This is a genomic window from Pasteurella canis (genome assembly GCF_020810675.1).
GTDB classification, from domain to species: Bacteria; Pseudomonadota; Gammaproteobacteria; order Enterobacterales; family Pasteurellaceae; genus Pasteurella; species Pasteurella canis.
The window spans coordinates 1,044,920-1,070,505 of sequence record NZ_CP085871.1; the positions used below are offsets into that span (position 1 = coordinate 1,044,920).

General features: G+C 36.3%; 26 protein-coding genes. 10 read left to right on the forward strand and 16 right to left on the reverse strand.

The genetic code is table 11. From position 1 onward, the window contains the following. Positions 1 to 6: 6 nt before the first annotated feature. The gene (locus K7G93_RS04900) at positions 7 to 435 is read right to left on the reverse strand and encodes a DNA polymerase III subunit chi (RefSeq protein ID WP_049213929.1); all 429 of its coding nucleotides are present in this window, start codon (positions 433 to 435) and stop codon (positions 7 to 9) included. 236 nt (positions 436 to 671) lie between these two features. Here K7G93_RS04900 and fumC point away from each other — a divergent pair, with 236 nt between their 5' ends. Both fumC and K7G93_RS04910 read left to right on the forward strand, forming a co-directional pair. Further along, the gene (fumC, locus tag K7G93_RS04905; RefSeq protein WP_049213928.1) at positions 672 to 2,066 is read left to right on the forward strand and encodes a class II fumarate hydratase; all 1,395 of its coding nucleotides are present in this window, start codon (positions 672 to 674) and stop codon (positions 2,064 to 2,066) included. A gap of 97 nt (positions 2,067 to 2,163) precedes the next feature. Continuing rightward, positions 2,164 to 2,784, forward strand: coding sequence for a hypothetical protein (locus tag K7G93_RS04910; RefSeq protein WP_226690602.1), 621 nt, complete (start codon positions 2,164 to 2,166; stop codon positions 2,782 to 2,784). A 48-nt stretch (positions 2,785 to 2,832) separates the two neighbouring features. On the opposite strand, the gene ycfP is transcribed toward K7G93_RS04910, so the two are convergent. Further along, a complete protein-coding gene (gene ycfP, locus K7G93_RS04915; RefSeq protein ID WP_049213926.1) occupies positions 2,833 to 3,372 on the reverse strand; it encodes an alpha/beta hydrolase YcfP in 540 nt (179 codons plus the stop codon). 32 nt (positions 3,373 to 3,404) lie between these two features. Continuing rightward, entirely contained in the window at positions 3,405 to 4,319 is a 915-nt protein-coding gene (locus K7G93_RS04920; RefSeq protein WP_226690601.1) for an ATP-grasp domain-containing protein, read from the reverse strand. Between the two features lie 156 nt (positions 4,320 to 4,475). Between K7G93_RS04920 and K7G93_RS04925 the strand changes: the two genes are divergently transcribed. Continuing rightward, positions 4,476 to 4,739 carry a GrxA family glutaredoxin gene (locus K7G93_RS04925; protein ID WP_115322512.1) on the forward strand — a complete coding sequence of 88 codons (264 nt, stop codon included), beginning with the start codon at positions 4,476 to 4,478 and terminating at the stop codon, positions 4,737 to 4,739. Positions 4,740 to 4,876: 137 nt separating this feature from the next. Continuing rightward, the gene (gene argA / locus K7G93_RS04930) at positions 4,877 to 6,187 is read left to right on the forward strand and encodes an amino-acid N-acetyltransferase (protein WP_115322511.1); all 1,311 of its coding nucleotides are present in this window, start codon (positions 4,877 to 4,879) and stop codon (positions 6,185 to 6,187) included. A 58-nt stretch (positions 6,188 to 6,245) separates the two neighbouring features. Here argA and manA read toward each other — a convergent pair whose 3' ends face one another. The 5 genes from manA to manX all read right to left on the reverse strand — a co-directional run bounded on the left by manA (position 6,246) and on the right by manX (position 10,726). Next, positions 6,246 to 7,454 carry a mannose-6-phosphate isomerase, class I gene (gene manA / locus K7G93_RS04935; RefSeq protein ID WP_226690600.1) on the reverse strand — a complete coding sequence of 403 codons (1,209 nt, stop codon included), beginning with the start codon at positions 7,452 to 7,454 and terminating at the stop codon, positions 6,246 to 6,248. 9 nt (positions 7,455 to 7,463) lie between these two features. Then, on the reverse strand, positions 7,464 to 7,919 hold the full coding sequence (locus tag K7G93_RS04940) for a DUF986 family protein (protein WP_049213921.1): 456 nt from the start codon (positions 7,917 to 7,919) through the stop codon (positions 7,464 to 7,466). Positions 7,920 to 8,065: 146 nt separating this feature from the next. Beyond that, a complete protein-coding gene (locus K7G93_RS04945; protein WP_226690599.1) occupies positions 8,066 to 8,902 on the reverse strand; it encodes a PTS mannose transporter subunit IID in 837 nt (278 codons plus the stop codon). A gap of 14 nt (positions 8,903 to 8,916) precedes the next feature. Then, positions 8,917 to 9,720, reverse strand: coding sequence for a PTS mannose/fructose/sorbose transporter subunit IIC (locus K7G93_RS04950; protein ID WP_049213919.1), 804 nt, complete (start codon positions 9,718 to 9,720; stop codon positions 8,917 to 8,919). Positions 9,721 to 9,748: 28 nt separating this feature from the next. Continuing rightward, entirely contained in the window at positions 9,749 to 10,726 is a 978-nt protein-coding gene (gene manX / locus K7G93_RS04955) for a PTS mannose transporter subunit IIAB (protein ID WP_049213918.1), read from the reverse strand. Between the two features lie 387 nt (positions 10,727 to 11,113). Between manX and K7G93_RS04960 the strand changes: the two genes are divergently transcribed. Next, entirely contained in the window at positions 11,114 to 12,331 is a 1,218-nt protein-coding gene (locus K7G93_RS04960) for an MFS transporter (protein WP_228400509.1), read from the forward strand. 53 nt (positions 12,332 to 12,384) lie between these two features. Here K7G93_RS04960 and K7G93_RS04965 read toward each other — a convergent pair whose 3' ends face one another. After that, positions 12,385 to 12,720, reverse strand: coding sequence for a DUF496 family protein (locus K7G93_RS04965; protein ID WP_049213993.1), 336 nt, complete (start codon positions 12,718 to 12,720; stop codon positions 12,385 to 12,387). A gap of 193 nt (positions 12,721 to 12,913) precedes the next feature. Here K7G93_RS04965 and serC point away from each other — a divergent pair, with 193 nt between their 5' ends. The 3 genes from serC (at position 12,914) to aroA (ending at position 16,518) form a co-directional block, all read left to right on the forward strand. After that, complete coding sequence (gene serC, locus K7G93_RS04970; RefSeq protein ID WP_226690597.1) at positions 12,914 to 13,996, forward strand: 3-phosphoserine/phosphohydroxythreonine transaminase; 1,083 nt, start codon at positions 12,914 to 12,916, stop codon at positions 13,994 to 13,996. A 69-nt stretch (positions 13,997 to 14,065) separates the two neighbouring features. Further along, complete coding sequence (gene hisC / locus K7G93_RS04975; protein ID WP_226690596.1) at positions 14,066 to 15,163, forward strand: histidinol-phosphate transaminase; 1,098 nt, start codon at positions 14,066 to 14,068, stop codon at positions 15,161 to 15,163. Positions 15,164 to 15,195: 32 nt separating this feature from the next. After that, a complete protein-coding gene (gene aroA / locus K7G93_RS04980) occupies positions 15,196 to 16,518 on the forward strand; it encodes a 3-phosphoshikimate 1-carboxyvinyltransferase (protein WP_226690636.1) in 1,323 nt (440 codons plus the stop codon). Between the two features lie 66 nt (positions 16,519 to 16,584). On the opposite strand, the gene cgtA is transcribed toward aroA, so the two are convergent. The 5 genes from cgtA to rplU form a co-directional block, all read right to left on the reverse strand. After that, positions 16,585 to 17,757 (reverse strand): Obg family GTPase CgtA, encoded by a 1,173-nt coding sequence (cgtA, locus tag K7G93_RS04985; protein WP_224046359.1) that lies wholly within the window; start codon positions 17,755 to 17,757, stop codon positions 16,585 to 16,587. An 8-nt stretch (positions 17,758 to 17,765) separates the two neighbouring features. After that, positions 17,766 to 18,683 carry a DMT family transporter gene (locus tag K7G93_RS04990; protein WP_049213912.1) on the reverse strand — a complete coding sequence of 306 codons (918 nt, stop codon included), beginning with the start codon at positions 18,681 to 18,683 and terminating at the stop codon, positions 17,766 to 17,768. A 1-nt stretch (position 18,684) separates the two neighbouring features. After that, complete coding sequence (locus tag K7G93_RS04995; RefSeq protein WP_223668348.1) at positions 18,685 to 19,617, reverse strand: DMT family transporter; 933 nt, start codon at positions 19,615 to 19,617, stop codon at positions 18,685 to 18,687. Between the two features lie 63 nt (positions 19,618 to 19,680). Further along, positions 19,681 to 19,938: a 50S ribosomal protein L27 gene (gene rpmA, locus K7G93_RS05000; RefSeq protein ID WP_049213910.1), complete on the reverse strand. Its 258-nt coding sequence runs from the start codon at positions 19,936 to 19,938 to the stop codon at positions 19,681 to 19,683. 20 nt (positions 19,939 to 19,958) lie between these two features. Continuing rightward, on the reverse strand, positions 19,959 to 20,270 hold the full coding sequence (gene rplU / locus K7G93_RS05005; protein ID WP_049213909.1) for a 50S ribosomal protein L21: 312 nt from the start codon (positions 20,268 to 20,270) through the stop codon (positions 19,959 to 19,961). Positions 20,271 to 20,504: 234 nt separating this feature from the next. Here rplU and ispB point away from each other — a divergent pair, with 234 nt between their 5' ends. Both ispB and K7G93_RS05015 read left to right on the forward strand, forming a co-directional pair. Then, positions 20,505 to 21,476, forward strand: a complete 972-nt coding sequence (gene ispB / locus K7G93_RS05010; RefSeq protein WP_115323566.1) for an octaprenyl diphosphate synthase — start codon at positions 20,505 to 20,507, stop codon at positions 21,474 to 21,476. Positions 21,477 to 21,800: 324 nt separating this feature from the next. Next, complete coding sequence (locus K7G93_RS05015; RefSeq protein ID WP_226690595.1) at positions 21,801 to 22,499, forward strand: epoxyqueuosine reductase QueH; 699 nt, start codon at positions 21,801 to 21,803, stop codon at positions 22,497 to 22,499. A gap of 149 nt (positions 22,500 to 22,648) precedes the next feature. Here K7G93_RS05015 and K7G93_RS05020 read toward each other — a convergent pair whose 3' ends face one another. Both K7G93_RS05020 and tldD read right to left on the reverse strand, forming a co-directional pair. Further along, entirely contained in the window at positions 22,649 to 23,845 is a 1,197-nt protein-coding gene (locus K7G93_RS05020; RefSeq protein ID WP_226690594.1) for an aspartate aminotransferase family protein, read from the reverse strand. A 124-nt stretch (positions 23,846 to 23,969) separates the two neighbouring features. Then, positions 23,970 to 25,418, reverse strand: a complete 1,449-nt coding sequence (tldD, locus tag K7G93_RS05025; protein WP_226690593.1) for a metalloprotease TldD — start codon at positions 25,416 to 25,418, stop codon at positions 23,970 to 23,972. Positions 25,419 to 25,586: the final 168 nt, after the last annotated feature.

Below are 25,586 nucleotides of genomic sequence, written 5' to 3' on the forward strand. Positions count from 1 at the left end.
CTCTCTTTATTTCATCTGTTCTGTCGATAATGTCCAACCAAGTTGTCGAAGCTGTTTATAACGTTCCCTTGCTAAAACTTTTAGATGCTCTTCAACAGGAACAAAATCGATCAGTTGATTAAAGCTTCCAATATAATCTGGTACTGCAACTTGTAAGTTGATCAATAAATCTCGTCGTTGTGCATTCCGCTTTCCTTTCCAACTGATCTCGATTGGGGTTGCATATGTTGTCATTTCACCAGATAAATTATGAGGAACAAACTCATCAGGCTCTCTTGCCCAAAGTGCTTCATCAATATCTAATGCTTGTTGTTCCGTTTCACAAGCAATTAAAACTCGTTTACCTAAACGCCATGCAGAAGCAGCTAAATCACAAGCTATTTTTTCAGCTTGAGCATCAGTATTTAACAAGTAAAATTGCGCATTTTTAGACATTTTGCAATAAATCCTTTATAAAAGGTATAACTGTAGGATTCTAACGAAAAAGCATGCGAAGATAAAGTCATTGCAACTTTTCACTTTAGTTTTTTCAAAACTTTTATAAAACAAACCGCACTTTATGATCTAAATCACAAAACCAAGTTTTGCTTGAGGCATAGCGTTCCACAAATAACACTCAAGTGTTAGAATTTCATTATTCATTTTTATATTTTTCAACAAGAGGTAACACTATGACATTCCGTATCGAAAAAGACACTATGGGCGAAGTACAAGTACCTGCCGATAAATACTGGGCTGCACAAACTGAACGCTCTCGTAATAATTTTAAAATCGGACCTGAAGCTTCCATGCCACAAGAAATTATCGAAGCCTTTGGTTATCTGAAAAAAGCAGCAGCTTATGCGAACCATGATTTAGGTGTATTACCTTTAGAGAAACGCGATTTAATTGCCCAAGCCTGTGATGAAATCCTAGCAAAAAAATTAGATGATCAATTTCCACTCGTGATTTGGCAAACTGGTTCAGGTACACAATCTAATATGAACGTGAATGAAGTTGTTGCGAATCGAGCACATGTACTTAATGGTGGAAAATTGGGTGAAAAGTCAATTATTCATCCCAATGATGATGTAAATAAATCACAGTCATCAAATGATACCTACCCAACAGCAATGCACATTGCAGCCTATAAAAAAGTCGTTGAGCATACTCTACCATGTGTCAAACGTTTACAAAAAACATTAGCGGAAAAAGCAGCAGCATTTCAAGATGTGGTAAAAATTGGACGTACACACTTAATGGATGCCACTCCATTAACATTAGGTCAAGAGTTTTCTGCTTATGCTGCACAACTCTCTTTTGGTATTAAAGCATTAGAAAACACCCTACCACACTTAGCTGAATTAGCATTAGGCGGCACTGCAGTAGGGACTGGCTTAAATACACCAAAAGGTTATGATGTTAAAGTCGCAAACTATATTGCTGAGTTTACAGGCTTACCTTTTGTGACTGCACAAAATAAATTTGAAGCTTTAGCAACACATGATGCCGTTGTCGAAACACATGGTGCCTTAAAACAACTTGCTGTGTCATTGTACAAAATTGCTAATGACGTTCGCCTTTTAGCTTCAGGCCCTCGTTCTGGTATTGGCGAAATTTTAATTCCTGAAAATGAACCAGGTTCTTCTATTATGCCAGGTAAAGTTAACCCAACACAGTGTGAAGCAATGACAATGGTTTGTGCACAAGTATTAGGTAATGATGTGACAATTTCATTTGCTGGTACACAAGGTCATTTCCAACTCAACGTGTATAAACCTGTCATGGCAGCTAACTTTTTACAATCTGCACAACTATTAGGTGATGCTTGTGTATCATTTGATGAACATTGTGCTATAGGTATTGAGCCAAACTATCCGCGTATTAAACAACAGTTAGAGCAATCTTTAATGCTAGTCACTGCACTGAATACGCATATTGGTTATGAAAATGCAGCAAAAATTGCTAAAACAGCCCATAAAAATGGCACGACATTAAAAGAAGAAGCGATCAATTTAGGTTTAGTCACCGCTGAACAATTTGATGAGTGGGTTCGTCCAGAAGATATGGTAGGAAGCTTAAAATAAACTATTAAATTTCATACAAAGGCGAACCTAAAGTTCGCCTTTTTTTTATTTGTTTTGTTATAATCAGACACCATTACAGGTTTATGACGAGTTTATAATGAGATTTAATGCATTAATATTTTCATTTTTATGCTTATTTTCAACGACAATTTCTGCACAATGGCTAAATGTCGGTAAAGCCGATTATAACTGGGGACCTTTTCATGTTTATACAATTAGCCTTTATACAGAAACAGGGTATTATGAAGAAAATTTACGTCCATTGATGTTAACTTTTAACTATGCAAAACCAATTGAAGGAAAAAATTTTGCGATTAGCCTGATAAAAGAAATCGACAATTTGAAGCTAAAAGAAATTGATAGTAAGCAATATCTCACTGCACTCAAAGAAATTTTACCTGATATTTCACCAAATGATGTTCTAAATTATATTGCTCTTGACGATCGTGGCTATTTTGTACTGAATGACACAATTTTGGACAAAGAATTTGATACTCAATTTACACAAGCATTAATTAGTATTTGGCTCTCTCCTAATACAAGTTTTCCTAAGTTACAACCTAAGTTATTAGGTGATGAAAAACAAGAAGCAAGCGATGAAAAAACACCGAATGCGACACCAAAAGTCGCCCCACTCACAGAGGATTCAGCCAATCCAGAATTACCGCCCAATTACCAATTAGAAAATAGGAATAACGAATTTTCACAGTTAAAATAAAAGGACGATAAAGTTTCGTCCTTTTTATATTCAGGCTTGACCTATTAACTAACTTTGCTTAAATGCTTTAATCTTTTGTAAATGATGAGAAATTTTCTTAAATTTATGTGTTTCCACTTCATCCCATATAATTTCATAGAATGGGGATAACACATCAGCACTGCGTCGTGAATCAAGCACGCCATCATCTTTTGATAAAAAAACTAAACAGTTACCACGATTTTTCTCACGAAAATTCTCAACACATTTTGTTGCAATATCTTCGTATTCTTCAGGACGATCTATTTTGCCCTGCATATTTTCATAAGGAAATAGATTTGGATTAAAAATAGCCTGTTTAATACCACATAAAAAACCAATACGTTCAGACCAATAACCACCTAAACCTACACCACAAATTAAAGGCATTGGGTCTTTGCTTTCTGACACTAATTTATGCACTTCTTTTAACAAAAATTGCATATCATGACGAGGATGTAGCGTACTGTAATTAATAAAACGAACATCATCGTCAATAAACTTTAATTGCATTACTTTCTCATGATTACCTGGGCTGCTTGAATCAAAACCGTGTAAATAAATAATCATTTATGACTCCTAATCATTAACATTACTGAATGTTATACCGCACTTTGCGCTATTTTGCATTTCTTTTCAAGATAAACGATCATTTGCAACGCAATATCAAGACCGCTAGTTTTCTCGATCATTTCTAAACCAGGACTGGCATTGACTTCTAATACTAATGGGCCACGTTTTGAACGAATTAAATCAACACCAGCCACATCTAAGCCTAATATTTGTGCTGCTTGTATCGCCATCTGTTTTTCTTGCTCAGATAAAACGACCTTTTCAGCTAAACCACCTCGATGAAAATTAGCGCGAAACTCACCATTCTGCCCAATACGTTGCATACAAGCTACAACACGATCTCCAATCACAAAACAACGAATATCACACCCTTTAGCCTCTTCAATAAACTCTTGAGCAAGCACGGGGATATCTGCTTGTCTTAATGTTTCTAAAATACTCACCGCACTTTGTTTCTTTTCAGCCAAAATAACACCTATGCCCTGTGCACCAGCTAAAGTTTTTAAAATCATAGGTGATGTCATTTTCTCTAAAGCTGGAATAACCTGAAACTCTGGGCCAGATAATAGTGACTGAGGAATCGCAATGCCATTTTCAGCTAAAACTTGTAGACTCAGCCATTTGTCTCTTGCAGTTAAAAATGCGCTTTCTGAATTTAAACAAGGTACCTTTTTAGCCGATAAATGACGCAATACAGCACATCCCATTTTAGTACTTAATGTACCAAAACGAGGAATAACTGCATCATATTGTGGTAAAAGTATTGGTTCAACCTCCATATTCGCTTGATAGTACAACTCAAAGTGCGGTCTATTTTCAGTTAATTTTAATAAACAACGATTGGGATCCAATATATCCATTTGATGTCCACTACTTTCAGCAGCTTCTTTTAAACGTTGGCAACTATATAAGCGAGGTTCGCGGCATAGCATTAATAATTTCATAACGAGTTTACTGGAAAAGAAAAGTCACATGAGAAATTGTTCTATTATACTCATCCAGCTTATACTAAAAAATAGTTTATTCTTTTTCTTTACATTAAGGTAAAATAAGCAACCTTAAACTAGATGAATTATTTTCAACCCAAAAGAGGAAATCATATGTTTGTTGTTATTTTCGGTCGCTCTGGTTGCCCATATTGTGTACGTGCTAAAAATTTAGCTGAAAAATTAAAAGAAACGGTTACTGATTTTGATTATCGCTATGTTGATATCGTCGCAGAAGGCATCACTAAAGCTGACTTATCTAAGTCAGTTGGTAAGCCTGTAGAGACTGTGCCACAAATTTTTATTGATGAAAAACCAATTGGTGGCTGTACTGATTTTGAAGCCTTAATGAAAGCACAATTTAATGTGATTGCATAAAAGATAGTACTCCCAAAATGCGATGAAAACTCATCGCATTTTTTATACTCATGAAACAAACATAAATTTTTACTTGCATATTCACAAGAATGAATATAAATTCAAAAAATATGAATAATTATAAGTTCAGGTGTAATATGCATAATACAGAATTAGTTCATTGGTTCAGACAATCCACACCTTATGTCAATATGCATAGGGGGAAAACCTTTATCATTATGCTGGATGGCGATACTATTGCTTGTCCAAATTTTATTAATATCATCAATGATATCAGTTTATTGCATAGTTTAGGCACTAAACTTGTGCTTGTCTTCGGAGCACGCTATCAAATCAATACATTATTACAACAACATCAAATTCAATCCGTTTATCATAAAAATATCCGTATCACTGATTTAACCAGTCTTGAATTAGTCAAACAAGCAGTTGGCAAATTGACTTATGATATTGTATCTCGCCTTTCATTACGTTTACCGCATTCGACGTTAATTGATGTTGTAACTGGTAATTTTGTATTAGCACAGCCAATTGGTGTAGACGACGGGGTGGATTATCAGCTAAGTGGAAAAATCCGTCGTATCAATACGGAAAGTATTCAACAGCAATTAGATCGAAATGCAATCGTCTTGATCAGCCCAATTGCCCCTTCAGTAACAGGAGAAACGTTTAATTTACCTTTTGAGGAAATTGCAACACAAGTCGCCATAAAATTAAAAGCAGAAAAACTAATAGGTTTTTCTGGTACTCAAGGTATTCTAGATAATGACCATCAAACTATCAGTGATTTATTACCACAAGAGGCAGAATTACATTTACAGAAATTTATCACACAAAATCAATATCATTGTTCACAAGCACGCTTTTTACAAGCTGCTATCGAAGCTTGTCGATCCGGAATCAAACGTGCTCATTTAATTAGTTATGAAGAAGACGGTTCCTTACTACAAGAGTTATTTACACGTGATGGTGTAGGAACTCAACTATCGATGGAATTATCCGAAACTATTCGCTTGGCAAATATCACTGATATTCCCGCATTGCTTGAACTTATCTCCCCATTAGAACAACAAGGTATTCTTGTTAAACGTTCACGGGAACAATTAGAGATGGATATTCATAATTATACGATCATCGATCGTGATGGTGTGATTATAGCTTGTGCAGCATTAAATTGTTATCCCGTAGAAAAAATGGCTGAAATGGCTTGTGTTGCAGTACATCCTGATTACCGAAATTCATCACGAGGTGATATTTTACTTGAGGCGATTCAAAAAAGAGCTAAACAACTTAGTATTGAAAGACTTTTTGTTCTCACGACGCGAACTGTACATTGGTTCCAAGAACGTGGTTTTCAATTGGCTAATATTGAAGATTTACCACTCAAAAAACGCCAACATTATAATTACCAACGCCGCTCTAAAATCTTAATCCGTCAAATTGATTAAAAAAACAAAAGGCTAACTTTTAAAGCTCAATGTAAGTTAGCCTTTTCTTATAAATAGATTACTCTGCTGGCAAATGAGCAATCACACAATAACCTGTATCAATACCTTCGATTTGATATTCTTCATCGCTTTCAATAAATACAGATTCGCCTTTTTTTACATAAAGTGCGGTAGAGTTTTGCAAAATTTTAAGTGAACCCTGCATAACGAGTAAAATTTCTCCACTGTTCGATTGACATTGATGCACTTCACCTTGCTTGTAACGAACGTTTGTTAACGCAAAATCTTGTGCAGGTGTTGCATAAGTAAATATTCTCGCTTCCTCTGGTGCAATTGGAATAATATTAGGCTCAACCTCACGACAATCAATAACCGATAATAGCGCGGGAATATCTACGTGTTTTGGCGTTAAACCTCCACGAATCACATTATCTGAGCAAGCCATTAATTCGATATTTTGCCCACGCAAATAAGCGTGTGGAATGCCAGCATCTTGAAAAATACCCTCACCTTCTCTTAAGTGCACAATATTAAATAGATAAAAACACACAAGTCCTGCATCTAATTTTTCTGCTGAAATCTCCATGGCATCCATAGTATATAGCAACCAATAATCAGGATTGCTTAATTCAAGCTGGTTAGCCTGATATTTAGCTCTATTTTCCTCAACAATAGGCAATAACCATCGTGCTAATTGGACTTGATCTGCTTGCATAATATCCGCATAGAAACGATGTAAATCTTGCAATTCAAGCTTTGCGACAAGCTCATTCAATGAAGGACGCGCTTTTAATGTCTCTAAAATTTGTGTTTTTGATTTAAAACCATGTAATAACCAAAAATCTGATAATGCGATCATCATTTCAGGCTTATGGTTATTATCTTTATAAGTTCTTTTGGGATCTGCCAAATTGATACCTTTAACATTCTCCTGTATGAAGCCCTGCTCAGCTTGTTGTTTTGTAGGATGTAATTGAATAGAAAGAGGTTTAGCTACATCTAAAATTTTTAACAAATAAGGTAAATCCATGCCAAATTTATTTCTACTACGTTGACCAAGTGCGGTTGGTTTTTGGGCTAAAAACTCTGTGAGAGGTTGTAATCTTGATGATACTGAGATCATAGAAGGTGCAGACACATGGGCACCTAACCACCATTCTGCATAATGCTGTTCTTTTTTTGCCGTTATATTAAGTAGTTGGGGAATATATTCTTTTCCACCCCACGCATAATGTTGTATCTGACCTGTTAATTCATAAATTGCCATGCTGATTCCTTAATTTTTATAGCCACCAAAAAACTCAACAACTTGTTCACGGTCTTTCTCCGTCAACAAATGTACCAATAAACGTTTTCCACTTTGCATATCAATTACTAGAATATTTCCTTCTGCAAGGTTAATCTGATAAATGTTCTTATATGAGAAGTAAACATTACCAAAGAAAAACCCCTGTTGTTTCAAAATTAATACAGGGGAACGAATAAACGCTGCATAAATAGTTAAAATGATCAATGTTGCTAGCAAATATAAACTTACTGCTGTAATCGATGCTTGAGTTTGATAGATAATCACAATGAGCAGCACAATAAAAATAACACCATCTTTCTTTGCCTGTTTTTTTAAATTCAGTTTCAGTAATGATTTTCCTTTCCAAAGATCCATACCAAACTGATCATAAAGTGCATAAGCAAAGAAAAATAAGATACCAATAAACAGTAATATATTAATCATAAGACGTTAGACTATTGTAATTGCAAAAAATAGTAACAAACTTACTCATTAAAGTAAAAAAGTAAATTTAACCCATAACAAAAGAGGATGAACTGCTTATTCATCCTCTTTTTTATCAATCATCATTTAGTAAGTCGTATCAATGACTACGCTAAAATACCTGTCCATGCACCAAAAATACCAATAGCAAAGAAGCCGATGATAATCCAAAGTGCATTCACTCGGTTACGCAATAACCACATACACGCAAATGTCAGTAAAAGAGGCAATAAACCAGGCATCAAACTATCTAAAATGGTCTGAATTGTTTCTACTTTAGTAGTGCCATCTTGCATCTGAATATTAGCAACAACAAATGGGACATTGATACTTGTCCATTTTTGAACAAGTGCTCCCATGATAAATAAGCCCAGAATTGAGGCACCTTCTGTTAATTTTTGAAGAAGACCACCACTCATGTCACCCACAACATCAAGACCTTTTTTATAACCATAAGTAACACCAAAGTAACGTGTTGCTAAACGTACAAGATTAAATAACATAAAGAATAAAATAGGTCCTAAAATATTACCATTAATCGCTAGACCTGCACCCAATGCTGCAAATACAGGGCGTGCTGTCCCCCAATAAATTGGATCGCCAACACCAGCTAGAGGTCCCATAAGACCGACTTTAATACCATTGATTGCAGCATCATCAATTGGCTTACCATTTGCCCGTTCTTCTTCCATTGCAATAGTGACGCCTAGCACAGGTGCGGCAACAAATGGTTGTGTATTAAAAAATTCTAAATGGCGTTTTACAGCATCTTTACGCTCTTGTGAATTTGGATCTGGATATAAGCGTTTAATAACAGGTACCATTGAATAAGCGAATCCTAATGCTTGCATACGTTCAAAGTTCCAAGAACCTTGGAAAAGATTAGAACGACGTACTACTGCGTTTAAATCGCTTTGCGTTACTTTTTTCATTTCAGTTGTCATTGTTGTAATTCCTATTAATCTAATCTGTTATCAAGCTCATTGTTACCATTATTCACAACTTGCACCACTTGTTTACTTTGATTGTATTTTGGGTGAAGCTGGATATAAAGCACTGCCATAATTGCCCCTAACACACCAAGCGCAACCAAGTTAAACTCAGTAAATGCAGCAATGACGAAACCAGCATAAAAGAATGGCATTAAATGCCCTGCACGCATCATGTTAATCACCATTGCATAACCCACAACTGCAATAAAACCACCTGCGATTTTTAAACCTGTTGTAACAACTGGAGGAATCGCATTAAGCATTTGTTGTACTGTATCTGTGCCCGCAGTCATCGCAACGATTAAGGCAGGAATAGCAATACGCATTGCTTGTAATAATAATGCAGAGCGATGAATCCAATCTAGCTTATTCAGATCACCTGTTTCAACGACTTTATCTGCCGCATGCTGGAAACCAACAGTAATAGCACGTACAACATAAGTTAATACTTGACCTGCTGCAGCAAGTGGTATGGCAATCGCAATACCTGTAGAAATATCTTGTCCTCCCACAATGACGAGGATTGTAGATACAACAGAGGCCAATGCTGCATCTGGCGCAAGTGCAGCACCAATGTTCATCCAACCCAACGCCAATAACTCTAATGTTCCCCCCACAATGATCCCCGTTTTAATATCACCGAGAACCAAACCAATTAAGGTACAAGCAATTAGTGGACGATGTGTTTGCCATTCATCGAGAATTGACCCCATACCTGACATACAGGCAACAAGGAAGACTAATATGATTTGTAAAGTTGAAATTTCCATTCTAATTTCCTTTCATGAACATCTTTATTTAAATGAGGTTATTTTTCTTCAGTAAATCCATCATATATTGACGGCTATCATTTGATACTTTACGCACATCCAGCTCAATATTCTTCGCATCAAGCACTTTAAATGCCTCAATATCTTTATCATCTACAGCAACAGCACTGGTAATCATTTTCTTACCCTCTTTATATGCCATACCACCAACGTTAATTGATTTAAACTCAACGCCAGCCTCAGATAAACGCACTACATCTGTTGGATTAGTAAACAATAACATCATACGCTCACCAGCATATTCTGGATTGTTATATACACGAATCATCTTTTCTACATTCACTACGTGTGCAGTGACACCTGGCGGTGCAACACTTTTCAACATAGTTGAGCGAACACTATCTTTCGCCACTTCATCATTAACGACAACAATACGAGTGACTTTACTTTCTTTTGTCCAACGTGTCGCAACTTGACCATGAATTAATCGATCATCAATACGTGCCAAACCGATTTCTAAATGTCCAATACCATTTGCTGTTACTACAGCTGGCTCAACAGGCTTAATAGCTGGTGTAACGTCTTGAGCAGATGATTCCTCCTCTTCTTGATAACGTAGAGCACGAACACCTGTACGACCTGTTTCAAGAGCAATTGCAACAAGCTCTTGTAAACTCGGCTCATCATCACGTGCCATAAACGTTTCAACTAACATAGGAATATTAACACCAGTCACAATATCCATATTATCCTGACCTTCCGCTACACGATTAGCTGCATTAAATGGGCTACCGCCCCAAGTATCCACTAAAAACAGCACATGATCGCAATGTGATAGTGTTGTCGCTAGCTTTTCTTGATATTTGGTCATAATCGTTTCAGCATTTTCGCCAGGAACAAAATCGATAGTCGCAACATTTTCTTGCTCCCCGATCAACATCTCTGTCGTTTTCAATAACTGCTCTGCTGCAACACCATGAGTCGCTATAATAATAGCAATAGTCATTGTTTGACTCCTTTATAAAATTAAAAATCAAATAGAGTTATTTGAATCGCGGATTATAGAGTAAAGGCAAATACAATGATGTGATTTAGATCACAATTATTGTCTATAAATAATAAAAAAAGATAACGTTCGTCACATTTTTACACAAAAATATGGAGTATTGCTTCAGTAATAATGAAGATAAAATACTTCATTTGTATATTTAAAAAATCAATCAAATTTTTTAACATTTTAATAACACAATTAACTATTTAATTAAAATATGTTTTTCATTTGTTTTTCTTGCAAAGTTCAAAAAAATCCGTAAACTACGCGCCGATTTCTTAAACAAAGAAATTCTTTCTTTCAACTTTAAAGGGCTACCAGAGAGTAGCAAAAGGTTCAAAAATGAATGACAATGTCAATAAAGATGGCTGGAAAGCCTTACTAGGATCTGCTGTAGGTTATGCTATGGATGGATTCGATCTTCTTATCCTTGGTTTCATGTTATCAGCAATTTCAGCTGATCTTGCTCTAACACCAGCGCAATCAGGCTCATTAGTAACTTGGACATTAATTGGTGCAGTTGCTGGTGGTATTATCTTTGGTGCATTGAGTGATAAATATGGTCGCATTCGAGTTTTAACTTGGACTATCGTCTTATTCGCTGTTTTCACAGGTCTTTGTGCTTTTGCACAAGGTTATTGGGATCTTCTCATTTACCGCACAATTGCAGGTATTGGACTCGGTGGTGAATTTGGTATAGGGATGGCGCTAGCAGCAGAAGCATGGCCTGCTCGGCATCGTGCAAAGGCCTCTTCTTATGTTGCACTAGGTTGGCAAGTTGGCGTTTTAGGGGCCGCATTATTGACGCCATTATTACTTCCACATATTGGCTGGAGAGGTATGTTCTTAGTCGGTATTTTCCCTTCTTTTGTTGCTTGGTATTTACGCGCTAAATTACATGAGCCAGAGATTTTTGTACAAAAACAGACCGCACTTGAAAGTCAAAAAGCCTCTCGTTTAGAACCATTTAGACTCTTAATAAAAGACAAAGCAACAACTAAAATTAGTATTGGTATCGTCATTTTAACTTCAGTACAAAATTTTGGTTACTACGGTATCATGATCTGGATGCCAAACTTCTTATCAAAGCAACTAGGTTTTAGCTTAACTAAATCTGGTTTGTGGACGGCTGTCACGATTTGCGGCATGATGTTTGGTATATGGCTATTTGGTCAACTAGCTGATCGTATTGGACGTAAACCAAGCTTTTTACTCTTCCAATTCGGTGCTGTTATCAGTATTTTTACTTATTCACAAATGAGTGATCCTGCTTATATGTTATTCGCAGGTGCCATATTAGGTATGTTCGTGAATGGTATGATGGGTGGATATGGCGCATTAATGTCGGAAGCTTATCCAACTCAAGCGCGTGCAACAGCACAGAATGTATTATTCAATTTAGGACGTGCAGTAGGGGGATTTGGACCGATTGTAGTAGGGGCATTAGTCTCAACATACTCTTTCCAACTAGCCATTGCTTTCTTGGCGAGCATTTATATCATTGATATGATTGCCACTATCTTCTTAATTCCTGAATTAAAAGGAAAGCAATTAGATTAAGATAAAATAAAAGCGGCTCTTTTTTAAATTAAGCCGCTTTTATTTTTGTATTATTATTTCTTCATTAATGCTTCATGTGCTTGTTTTTGTTCTTTCATTTTTTCACGAATATCTCGGCGTTGTTGTGAGATTTCCGCGTTTCTAATCATATAATCATCTACTCGTCTTTCATAATCATCACGCATATTTTCAATAATTGCCCGTACATCAGCAATCGACATATCATCACGGATATATTGGTTTAAGTTATCTAATAGCAACACACGCTTTTGATTATCACGAATTTTACGGTTATTATCTTCACGATCTCGTGCTAATTTATTTTTTAAACGATACATACGCACATACTCTAATACTTCTTGAAATGACTGTTTATTCACATTTTCCATCATACGACTCTCTTACAATAAATAAAAATTAACTATTCCTAATTTATCTATTTTTCGCTTCCCCGTCAAAGCGTTCATTCAGTTTTTCAACATTAAATCTAAAAATAACAAAAATTCAACAAAATACCATTGCCTAGAATGAACTGAGGTGATAAAACTAACGAATTATTTTTCTCTATTTAAGGATGTGAAAATGGCAAAAGTATTTAATTTTAGTGCAGGACCTGCCATGCTACCAAGTGCAGTTTTAGCACAAGCACAAACTGAGCTGCTTAACTGGCAAGAACAACAGACCTCCGTCATGGAAGTAAGTCATCGAGGTAAATTATTTATGGAATTGGCAGCACAATCTGTCGATGATTTACGTCAACTTTACAATATACCAGAAAACTACCAGATTCTGTTCTTACAAGGCGGTGCTCGTGGTCAATTTGCGGCAATCCCAATGAATTTACTCAGCGAAAATGGTAAAGCGCTTTACCTCACAAGTGGTTATTGGTCAGCGACTGCAGCAAAAGAAGCTCGTTTATTTGGTGAGATTGATGAAATCAATATTCTTGAACAAGGTCATGAATTAAAAGTAAATAACTTGGATTTTAGCGATATTGCCGCTCAATATGATTATGTCCACTACTGCCCAAATGAAACGATTAGTGGTGTCGAAATCTTTGATATACCGAAAGTTGGCAATGCAATCTTAGTTGCTGATATGTCATCTAATATTTTGTCACGTGAGATTGATATCAGTCAATTTGGTCTTATTTATGCTGGAGCACAGAAAAATCTTGGTCCAGCAGGGATTACTATTGTGATCGTGCGTGATGATCTCATTGGGCGTGCGCGTAACACCACACCGACAATTTGGAATTATGAAGTACAAAAAAATGCAGACTCCATGATCAATACACCACCTACTTTTGCTTGGTACTTATGTGCATTAGTTTTCAAACATTTATTGTCTCAGGGTGGCATGAAAGCAATGGAAAAACATAACCAAGATAAGGCTAAATTGCTTTACGACTATCTAGACCAAAGTGACTTTTATCACAATACAGTAGCAAAACAAAATCGCTCTTTAATGAATGTCACTTTTACGACAGGCCATGATGAGTTAAATGCTAAATTTGTTGCTGAAGCAACTGCAGCTGGGCTACATGCACTTAAAGGTCATAAAGTACTAGGTGGTATGCGTGCGTCGATTTATAACGCTATGCCCATTGAAGGGATTGAAGCATTGATCGCATTTATGCAGCGATTCTCATCAGAAAATAGCTAAAGTGCGGTCAATTTTTTAAACATTTTATGGGTAGATACCTCCTCTACCCACATCAATAAAAGGGAAAATATGCAATATATCAATATCGTAAATGAAGGAGTAAAACAACTTCAGCCTTATCAAGCAGGTAAACCTATCGAAGAATTAGAACGTGAATTAGGCATTTCAAACATTATTAAACTTGCCTCAAATGAAAACCCACTTGGTTTACCTGAAAGTGCTAAGCAAGCAATACAAGCTGAACTCAACAATTTAACTCGTTACCCTGACAGTAATGGATTTTATTTTAAACAAGCTGTCGCTAAAAAGTTTGGCTTAGCGCCTGAGCAAATTACGTTAGGTAATGGTTCAAACGATTTATTAGAGCTTATTGCACATACATTTGCTTCGGAAGGCGATGAAATCATGTTTTCACAATATGCATTTATCGTCTACCCATTAGTAACACAAGCTATCAATGCAAAAAAAATTGAAATCCCTGCTAAAAACTATGGCGCTGATTTAAATAGTTTTTTAAATGCGATTAGCGATAAAACTAAACTCATTTATATTGCAAATCCAAACAATCCAACAGGGACATTTTTAAGTACTGCTGAAATTGCTGAGTTTTTAAATAAGGTACCTCATCATATTATTGTTGTCCTAGATGAAGCATATACGGAATTTACGTTACCTGAAGAACGAGTTGATGCTTTTCAATTATTAGCAAAACATCCAAACCTTGTTGTCTGTCGTACATTATCTAAAGCCTATGGCTTAGCAGGTTTGCGTATCGGTTATGCCGTTTCATCTACAGAAATAGCCGATTTGTTTAACCGTGTGCGTCAACCATTTAATTGTAATAGTTTGGCTCTGGCTGCTGCGACCGCCGTCATTAATGATGAAGAATTTATTGCCAAAGTTGCAGAAAATAACCTTCAAGGATTAAAACAATTAGAAAACTTCTTTATTAGTAAAGGATTAAAATATATCGCATCAAAAGGTAACTTTGTTCTATTAGATTTACAACAACCTGCTTTGCCGATCTATGATGCATTGCTACGTAAAGGTGTTATTGTTCGTCCAGTTGGTGGATATGGATTACCAAACCATTTACGCATTAGTATCGGGCTGCCCGAAGAAAACCAGCGCTTTATTCAAGCACTAAGCGAAGTGTTAGATATTTAGCAGCACTTCTAATGTAAGGGATGAAACAAATCATGCAACAAGCAACATCAATTACTTTAAATCCAATTAATTTTATCGAAGGTGAAGTCACTTTACCCGGTTCAAAAAGTTTATCTAACCGAGCTTTACTCTTAGCTGCTCTTGCACAAGGTAAAACCACTCTCACTAATTTATTAGACAGTGATGATGTACGCCACATGCTAAATGCACTGAAACAATTAGGTGTTAACTATCAACTATCGGAAGATAAATCTATTTGTGAAGTAGATGGTTTAGGTGGACCATTTAAATGGCAAAATGGTCTAGCATTATTTTTAGGTAATGCAGGTACTGCAATGCGCCCACTGGCTGCAGCATTATGTTTATCTTCACCAGAATCTGAAGGAAAAAATGAAATTATTCTCACTGGTGAGCCTCGTATGAAAGAGCGCCCAATTAAACATTTAGTTGACGCGCTAATACAAGCTGGTGCAGATATCCAATATTTAGAACAAGAAGGCTATCCTCCCATCACAATTCGCAATACAGGTCTAAATGGGGGCACGATAAAAATAGAGGGTTCCATTTCTTCTCAATTTTTGACCGCACTTTTGATGGTCTCTCCAATGGCAAAAGCAGATACAGAAATTGAAGTTATCGGTGAATTAGTTTCAAAGCCTTATATTGATATAACATTGCATATGATGCAAACTTTTGGTGTAGAGGTTAAAAATCAAAATTATCAACGCTTTTTCATTAAAGGAAATCAGCAATATCGGTCACCTATAACATTTTTAGTTGAAGGTGATGCCTCTTCTGCCTCCTACTTCCTTGCTGCTGCTGCAATTAAAGGTAAAGTCAAAGTAAGAGGTGTTGGTAAAAACAGTATCCAAGGCGATCGCCTATTTGCCAATGCATTAGAACAAATGGGGGCTAACGTTACATGGGGCGACGATTTTATTCAAGTCGAAAAAGGTGAGCTTAAAGGGATTGATATGGACATGAACCATATCCCAGATGCCGCAATGACGATTGCGACAACAGCACTTTTTGCCAAAGGAGAAACAATCCTCCGTAATATCTATAACTGGCGAGTTAAAGAAACAGATCGTTTAGCCGCAATGGCTACCGAATTACGTAAAATTGGTGCAGACGTAGAAGAAGGTGAAGATTTTCTTCGTATTCAACCATTAGAACTAACAAAATTCCAACATGCTCAAATCGAAACCTATAATGATCATCGTATAGCAATGTGTTTTTCGCTAATCGCTCTATCCAACAGTCCAGTCACCATATTGGATCCGAATTGTACGGCAAAAACCTTCCCTACTTTTTTTACAGAGTTTCTCAAATTAGCAGCTGCAGTCAATACATAACAAAAAAGCTAAGGTTTTAACCTTAGCTTTTTAAATAAAATTTAGTAAAAACCGACCGCTCTTTTTTTATGGTTTATAGATGACTTCTACCCCTTCTTCATCTTCTTCTGACCAATCGTCCCAATCTTCATCGTCTTCATCAAATTGATGTTCAGCTAATTGTGATTGATGATAGTCATCCCACTTAAATTTCACTTCTGTATCTTGCTCAAGATCTTGTTCTTCTTGGCGTGGGTTTGCCTCAATGAAATCCATAATCTCACGACAAAGTGGTTGTACATTTTTACCTGTGACAGCTGAAATGAGATAGTAGTCATCTTCCCAACCTAAACGCGTAGTAATCGCTTTTGCTCGCGCATGAGCGTCTTCATCACTCATTGTATCAATTTTATTAAATACCAACCAACGAGGCTTATCCGCTAATGCTTCACTATATTGAAATAATTCAGATTCAATGATCGCAATGTTATCGGCGGGATCACTTTCATCAATCGGTGCAATATCGACTAAATGGATTAAGACACGGCAACGCTCTAAATGCTTCAAAAAGCGTACGCCTAATCCTGCCCCATCAGCAGCCCCTTCAATTAACCCTGGAATATCCGCCACTACAAAACTATGATTTTCATCAACACGGACAACACCTAAGCTTGGTACTAATGTCGTAAAAGGATAATCAGCAACTTTAGGTTTAGCAGCAGAAACAGCACGAATAAAAGTCGATTTACCCGCATTAGGTAAACCAAGCATCCCAACATCAGCAAGTAGCATTAACTCTAACTGGAGATCGCGTTTCTCACCAGGTGTCCCATTCGTTTTTTGGCGCGGTGCACGATTAACTGAGGATTTAAAACGTGTATTGCCTAAACCATGATATCCACCTTTCGCCACCAACATTTTAACACCATGCTTTGTTAAATCCCCTAATACTTCTTTAGTATCATTATCAATCGCACGTGTCCCTACTGGTACTCGTAATGTAATATCATTACCACGATGACCTGTACAACCTGCACTACGCCCATTTTCACCACGTCCCGCTGCAAAACGTTTTTCAAAACGATAGTCAATTAATGTATTTAAGTTCTCATCTGCAATTAAATAAACATCACCACCGTCGCCACCATCACCACCATCGGGACCACCTTTGGGAATATATTTTTCACGTCGGAAGCTCACACAGCCGTTACCACCATCACCAGCTTCAACGCGGATTAGCGCCTCATCAATAAATTTCATATGTTCTCCTAACGCTTAATAAATTTATGACCAATTGCAGAAGTAATTGCACCTAATACCACAACAAATGCACCAATATAACTGATCGAGTTTAAATCTGGCTTTGTAAAACTTTGAGGATAAAAGAAATACAATAAATAAGAAAATAAAATTGTAAATAAAGGCATTAACGTAATTACAACACTGACTTTAGATACATCCCAGCGATTAAGTGCCTCTGCATAAGCACCATAACCCACTAACGTATTTAAACAACAATAAATAAAACAAAATAATGTCCAACCGTCTAATGCACTAATTTGATTAACCTCAGCAAATGGAGTAAAAACAAACATACAACCAAGGTAAATGACAAATAAAATTTGTTGTGAATTAAATTCACGTAGCATTAATTTTTGTGCAATGCCATAAATACTCCAAATTAATGCAGCAGATGCGGCTAAAAAGATACCCGTTGAATAAGCATTTACACTAAAAAAAAGTCCAAAACGATCATTAAAAAATAAAATTAACCCAATGACTAGTAGTATTAAACCTATTTTTTGATTTAAACGTAATTTCTCTTTAAAGAAGAAGACCCCAAAAATCATCATCGTAAAAGAAGATAACTGTGCAAAAATTTGTGCCATTGAAGGTTCTATATATTTTAAAGATGTATTAAATAATACAAAATTACCAGCTAAACCAATCACACCAATAATAGCCAAGAGACGATATCGTGGTAAAAATTGTGAGATCTTAGGTAATTTGTTAGTTAAACCTAAAATAATAAATAAACCTAATGCTGCAACTAAAAAACGATACCACACAATTGTCTCTGGCGTCATCACAGCTACGACTCGTTGCAATGCAATTGGCAAGGAACCCCATGCCATTACAGTAATTAATGCAAATAAAAATCCCATTAAAGGTTGCTGTTGCCTCATATTATTGCTGCCTATTTGTGATTTTTTCTAAAATTCGATGCCCTATTGCAGAAAATAACGCTCCCGAAACAACAAGCAAAGCACCCATATAGCTTATCCAATTTAAGTCTTCATGCATAAAATGTTCTGGTGCGAGCCACTGTGAAATCTCTGAAAATATTAATGTTAGTATCGGAATTTGTGTCACTATTGCACTCACTTTAGCAACATCCCAATGATTTAATGCTTCAGCGTAAGCGCCATAAGCAATCAAAGTATTCAAACAACAATAAATCAAACAAGCAATTTGTATTATATTTAAATTTGTGACTTGTGATATTGTTGATACAGGTAAAAAAACGATGCTACAACCAATATAAATCGGTAATAAAACTTGCTGAGCAGCTAAACGCTTAGACATTAGTTTTTGGCAAATACCATAAGCAACCCAAACTAAGCTCGCACTAATACAAATAATGATGCCTTTTAAATACAGACTGAAATGTAAAAAATCAGAAAATCGCTCATTAAAGAAAAAGATTAATCCTAAAATTAATAGTAACAAACCTATCTTTTGATGAAATGCAAAATGCTCTTTAAATAACCACACACCTGTTAATATCATACCGAAAGAGGTAAAGGGGCTAAATACTTGGCTTGTCGTTGGAGGTATATATTGTAACGCTACATTATACAAGAAAAAATTTGCGGACAAACCAATAATACCTAAAAGAATCAATAGCCAATGCTGAAAGTGCAATGTCGCTAAATTAGGCAATGTTTTAGTGATTTTTAAAATAAAAAACAAACCTACTGCTGCCACAGCAAATCGGAACCATACAATAGTCTGCGCATCCATAACCTTTAGCACTTGTTGTAAAGCTATTGGTAACGACCCCCACATACAAGCGGCGATAAATGCAAAAAAGAATCCGAGTAAAGGCTGTTGATTCATAAAATACTCCTACAAAAAAGCCCCGCAACTTGTGCGAGGCGTTTTTTATTTAGGAATTTGAAATTACTCAGTAATAATACTAACGTATTTACGATTTTTATCGCCTTTCACTTCAAACTTAACTTTACCATCAGCAGTTGCGAATAAAGTGTGGTCACGCCCCATACCAACGTTTGTACCAGCATGGAATTTAGTACCACGCTGACGAACAATGATGCTACCTGCTAATACAGATTCACCACCAAAACGTTTAACACCAAGGCGTTTAGCTTCAGAATCACGACCGTTACGAGTTGAACCACCAGCTTTTTTAGTTGCCATCTACTTGATCTCCCCTGAAATTATGCTTGAATCCCAGTGATTTTCACTTCTGTGAACCACTGACGATGACCTTGTTGTTTACGGCTATGTTTACGACGACGGAACTTAACGATTTTTATTTTTTCGCCACGACCGTGTGCAACAACTTCTGCCACTACTTTACCACCATTAACTAATGGTGCACCAATTTTAACATCTTCACCGTTAACGATCATTAACACTGAGTTGAACTCAACTGTTTCACCAGTTGCTACTTCAAGTTTTTCTAAACGAACTACTTGACCTTCGCTTACTCGGTGTTGTTTACCGCCACTTTGAAAAACTGCGTACATATATACTCCGCTATATAGTGCCGTAATGTTTTGTTCATTTAGCACTGCAAAAATTCATATAAATAGGTCGCAAATTCTACGCAAAAAATAACTCAAGAGCAAGCGCTTATTTACAATAAAATAAAAAAATTATGAATTTGAGTGATTTGATTTCAGAAATGACAGAAAATTCGGTACAATCTCCTCACATTTGGTCTTAAATCAATTATTACAATGATAAATCAACATAATTTAATGAGTATTGATGCTATTCAGCGCTTAATACACAGCGATATGCAAAAAATAAATGAAACGATTTTAGCACAGCTAAAATCTGATGTTGCGTTGATTAATCAGCTTGGCTATTACATTATTCAAAGTGGTGGCAAACGTATCCGTCCGATGATAGCAATCCTCGCAGCACGTGCTTTGGATTGTCACGGCGAACTCCCTGTCACTTGTGCAACATTTATTGAATTTATCCATACAGCTACATTATTACATGACGATGTCGTCGATGAGTCACAATTACGTCGAGGTAATCCAACAGCTAATGCGGAATTTGGTAATGCAGCTAGCGTATTAGTGGGTGATTTTATTTATACAAGAGCATTCCAATTAATGACACAATTGGATTCTCTACGCATTCTTAAAATTATGTCTGATGCCACTAATGTGATTGCAGAAGGGGAAGTTCAACAATTAATGAATGTGAATGACCCAGACACCACCGAAGAAAACTACATGAATGTTATCTATGGGAAAACTGCTCGCTTATTTGAGGCAGCAACTCATTGTGCTGCTATCCTTGCTCAAGCAACAGAACAACAAGAGAAAGCATTACAAAATTACGGTCGCTATTTAGGTACTGCATTTCAGTTAGTCGATGATATTTTAGACTATAGTGCCAATGCACAAGAACTAGGAAAAAATGTAGGAGATGATTTGGCTGAAGGTAAACCAACATTACCTTTATTACATGCGATGCATAATGCTTCTGACTCTCAAGCCCTATTAATTCGCAATGCGATTAAAGAAGGTGGCAAGCGTGATATTTTAAACGATGTATTAGCAATTATGGCTGAACACAACTCTTTAGATTATGCGATGTTACGTGCGAAAGAAGAAGCGCAAAAAGCCGTTGATTCTATTATGATTTTACCTGATAGCGAATATAAACAAGCATTAATTTCATTGGCATATTTATCAGTAGACCGAAATTATTAAAATAAGGGCAATATTTCATCACAGCATTTTTTTGACTTTATTTGATATCTGACAAATGTCACCGTTTAGTTTTGATATTCAGGTTATGACGGATAGCTATATTTCAGATTATAGCTAATTTTAGTAAAACATTTTTGTCATATATTACTGTTTATAACACATCGAAACTGATAACCTGATGATTATTTAAAATAACCTTTTATCTTAAATATTTGATGATTTACTGAATGATATTTATGCTGATTTCTCGACTGATTGACATCTAAGAGAAGATAATTTTCATCCTATTTCTAAAAACAATATACAATAATTGAATTATAAAAAATGACTAATCAAACTCTAACGAAAAAAACACGTAAAGGTAAAGATCCAAATGCACCTTTCGTTCGTCCCAAATTAGAATTACCTAATGGACATAACAAATTGTTATTGCATTCTTGCTGCGCACCTTGCTCTGGCGAAGTCATGGAAGCTATTCATGCTTCTGGCATCGAATTTACGATTTACTTCTATAACCCGAATATTCACCCTTTAAAGGAATATTTAATTCGCAAAGAGGAAAATATTCGTTTTGCTGAAAAATGGGGAATCCCATTTATTGATGCAGACTATGATCGTCAAAACTGGTTTGATCGTACAAAAGGAATGGAGGATGAGCCTGAACGGGGTATTCGTTGTACTATGTGCTTTGATATGCGTTTTGAAAAAGCAGCTGAATACGCTCATAACAATGGTTTTCCTGTATTCACAAGTTGTCTAGGTATTTCTCGTTGGAAAGATATGAACCAAATCAACGGGTGCGGGCACCGTGCAGCAGAAAAATATGATGATGTAATTTATTGGGATTATAACTGGCGTAAAGGAGGTGGCTCACAGCGGATGATTGAAATTAGTAAACGTGAGCGCTTCTACCAACAAGAATATTGCGGTTGTGTTTACTCATTACGTGATACAAATAGATGGCGTGAAGCTAATGGACGCCAAAAGATCGAAATTGGCAAGCTCTACTATTCTGCTGATTAACCAAACTGAAATCTGCTAAATATTCATTATCTGGGTTTCTACTTTTTAACTTGATAACCACCTTTTAAGCAAAGGTGGTTTTTTATTAACAACAAAAATAATAATAAATGTTGTCAATATCGACCGCACTTTCCTCTCTATTTATTTTATTAGCATCTCAAACTGTCAGCTAATCTTGCAATCCCTAACGCTAATTCCTGTTCTGTAATATTCAAGGCAGGAGCGAAACGCAATACATTCGGACCCGCAACTAAGATCATTAAACCATTATCTGCTGCTTTTTTTACAAACTCACTTGCTTGTCCTTGATATTTTTCAACTAACTCTGCCCCAATTAATAGCCCTTCTCCACGAATATCCTTAAACAGTTGATATTGCTGATTAATTTTCTCTAACGCCTCGACTAAACGCGCAGAAATTTGTTTCACATTATCTAAAAATGTAGGCTGAGAAATAATATCAATGACTTTGCTCGCCACTGCACAAGCCAGTGGATTTCCGCCAAATGTTGTACCATGTACACCTGGTGCAAAACTTTTTGCTATAGTATCAGTCGTTAGCATTGCACCAATTGGAAACCCATTACCTAATGCTTTCGCTGAAGTCAAAATATCAGGTACAACACCATATTTCATATATGCATAAAAATACCCTGTACGCCCAACGCCAGTTTGAACTTCATCGAATATCAATAGCACATTATGCTGAGAACACAACTCACGTAATCCCAGTAAGAAATCGCTATTCGCTGGAATAACACCACTTTCGCCTTGAATAGGCTCAACAATGACAGCACAAGTTTGATCATCAATCACTGCTTTTACTGCATCCAAATCATTAAAAGGTAGATGAATAATATCTGCAGGTTTAGGACCAAAACCATCCGAGTATTTGGCTTGTCCACCAACACTTACTGTAAAAAAAGTACGACCGTGAAAACTTTGTTTAAATGAGATAATTTTACTTTTCTGGTAACCAAAACGATCGACAGCATAGCGACGAGCTAATTTCAATGCTGCCTCATTTGCTTCTGCGCCTGAATTAACAAACATAACCCGATCTGCAAAAGTTTTTTCGACTAATTTGCTCGCTAAAGCTAATGTCGGCTCACTCGTAAACCAATTACTAGAATGCCATAATATTTGTCCTTGCCGCTGTAATACCTCTACGACCTCATCAGGGCAATGTCCTAAACTATTTACCGCAATACCACTCGTAAAATCAATATATTCTTTACCTGATTGATCCCAAATTCGGCAGCCTTTGCCTCTAACTGGGATAAAATCCGCAGGTATATAGTTTTGGATCATGACTTGATCAAATATTTCACGCGTATGTTGTGTCATTATATTACCCTTCCTACTTATTTTTCTAAAGCATAGTTTAGTAAAAATACTTAGTCAATATAATTGAATAATTATTCATATTAACATATAAAAAATCCAGATAGTTCATCTGGATTTTTTTATATTAATTGGTTCCACCCACTGTAATTTTCTCAATTTTCAATGCGGGTTGGCCAACACCAACTGGGATACTCTGTCCTTCTTTACCACAAACACCCACTCCATGATCAATTTCAACTTGATCCGCCACCATAGAGATATTTTGCATTACTTCAATACCACTACCAATTAAAGTGGCCCCTTTTACTGGCTGAGTAATTTTCCCTTTTTCAATTAAATAGGCCTCTGATGTAGAGAAAACAAATTTACCAGACGTTATATCTACCTGACCTCCACCAAAATGCGATGCAAAAATCCCACGCTCTACAGAAGCAATCAAATCATCAAACTGACTTTGTCCTGCTAACATATAAGTATTCGTCATACGTGGCATCGGCAAATGTGCATAAGATTCACGGCGACCATTCCCTGTTGGTGCTACCCCCATTAAACGTGCATTCATTTTATCTTGCATATAGCCTTTTAAAATGCCATCTTTAATCAATACATTATATTGACCTGGCACTCCCTCATCATCCACTGTAATAGAACCTCGGCGGTTTTGTAATGTACCATCATCAACGATTGTACATAATGGTGAAGTAACGAGCTCTCCAATTTTACCTGTAAACAAAGAGCTTTCTTTACGATTAAAATCCCCTTCTAAGCCATGTCCTACTGCTTCATGCAATAAAACCCCAGGCCAACCAGCACCTAATACAACAGGCATCATCCCCGCAGGTGCTTCTATCGCATTCAAATTAACTAAAGCCTGACGTACGGCTTCTTTAGCAAAATAAACTGCTCTGATTTCACCTTGTTCACTTTCTAAAAACCAATCTAAGCTGAAGCGCCCGCCTGCACCCACACTACCACGCTCACGTTTACCATCTTGCTCTACTAATACAGCTATCGATAAACGGACTAAAGGACGAATATCTGCGGCTAAAGTACCATCCGTTGCAACAATTAAAACCTCCTCATAAACAGAGCTTAAACTTGCAGAAACTTGTACTACGCGTGAGTCCTCACTACGAGCAGTACGATCAACTAAATGTAAGAGTTCAATTTTTTTCTCTTTACTTAAACTCTCTAATGGATTAATTGCCTGATAACGTAAAATAGGCTTAACAGGATTAAAAACACTCGGCACAATAATGTTACCTTGTTTTAATTGCGCAATACCTTTCACTGCATCAGCACATTGTTGCAAACTTGCTAAATTAATTTGATCAGAGTAAGCAAAACCTGTTTTTTCACCACTTACTGCTCTGACTCCCACACCACGGTCGATATGAAATCCACCTTCTTTAATAATGCCATCTTCTAATACCCAATTTTCATCTTGGCTTAACTGAAAATAAAAATCTGCATAATCAATATGACGATGTGATAATAAATCAAATGTGTTTTGCAAGTCATTTAATGAAAGGTTGGTTGGCGCAAGTAATGTGTTACTGACTGTTTTAATCATAAATTTATATGTTCATTAATAATAGAAAAAGTGCGGTGTATTTTATGTTATTTTTGGTCATGATGAAAGGAAGTAATACTCATGTTAATATTGTGTATAGGATAGTTTAAAGCAATAAAAGATGAACCTTAGCCCATCTTTTTGCCTCTCTCAAAGATTATTTTTAAT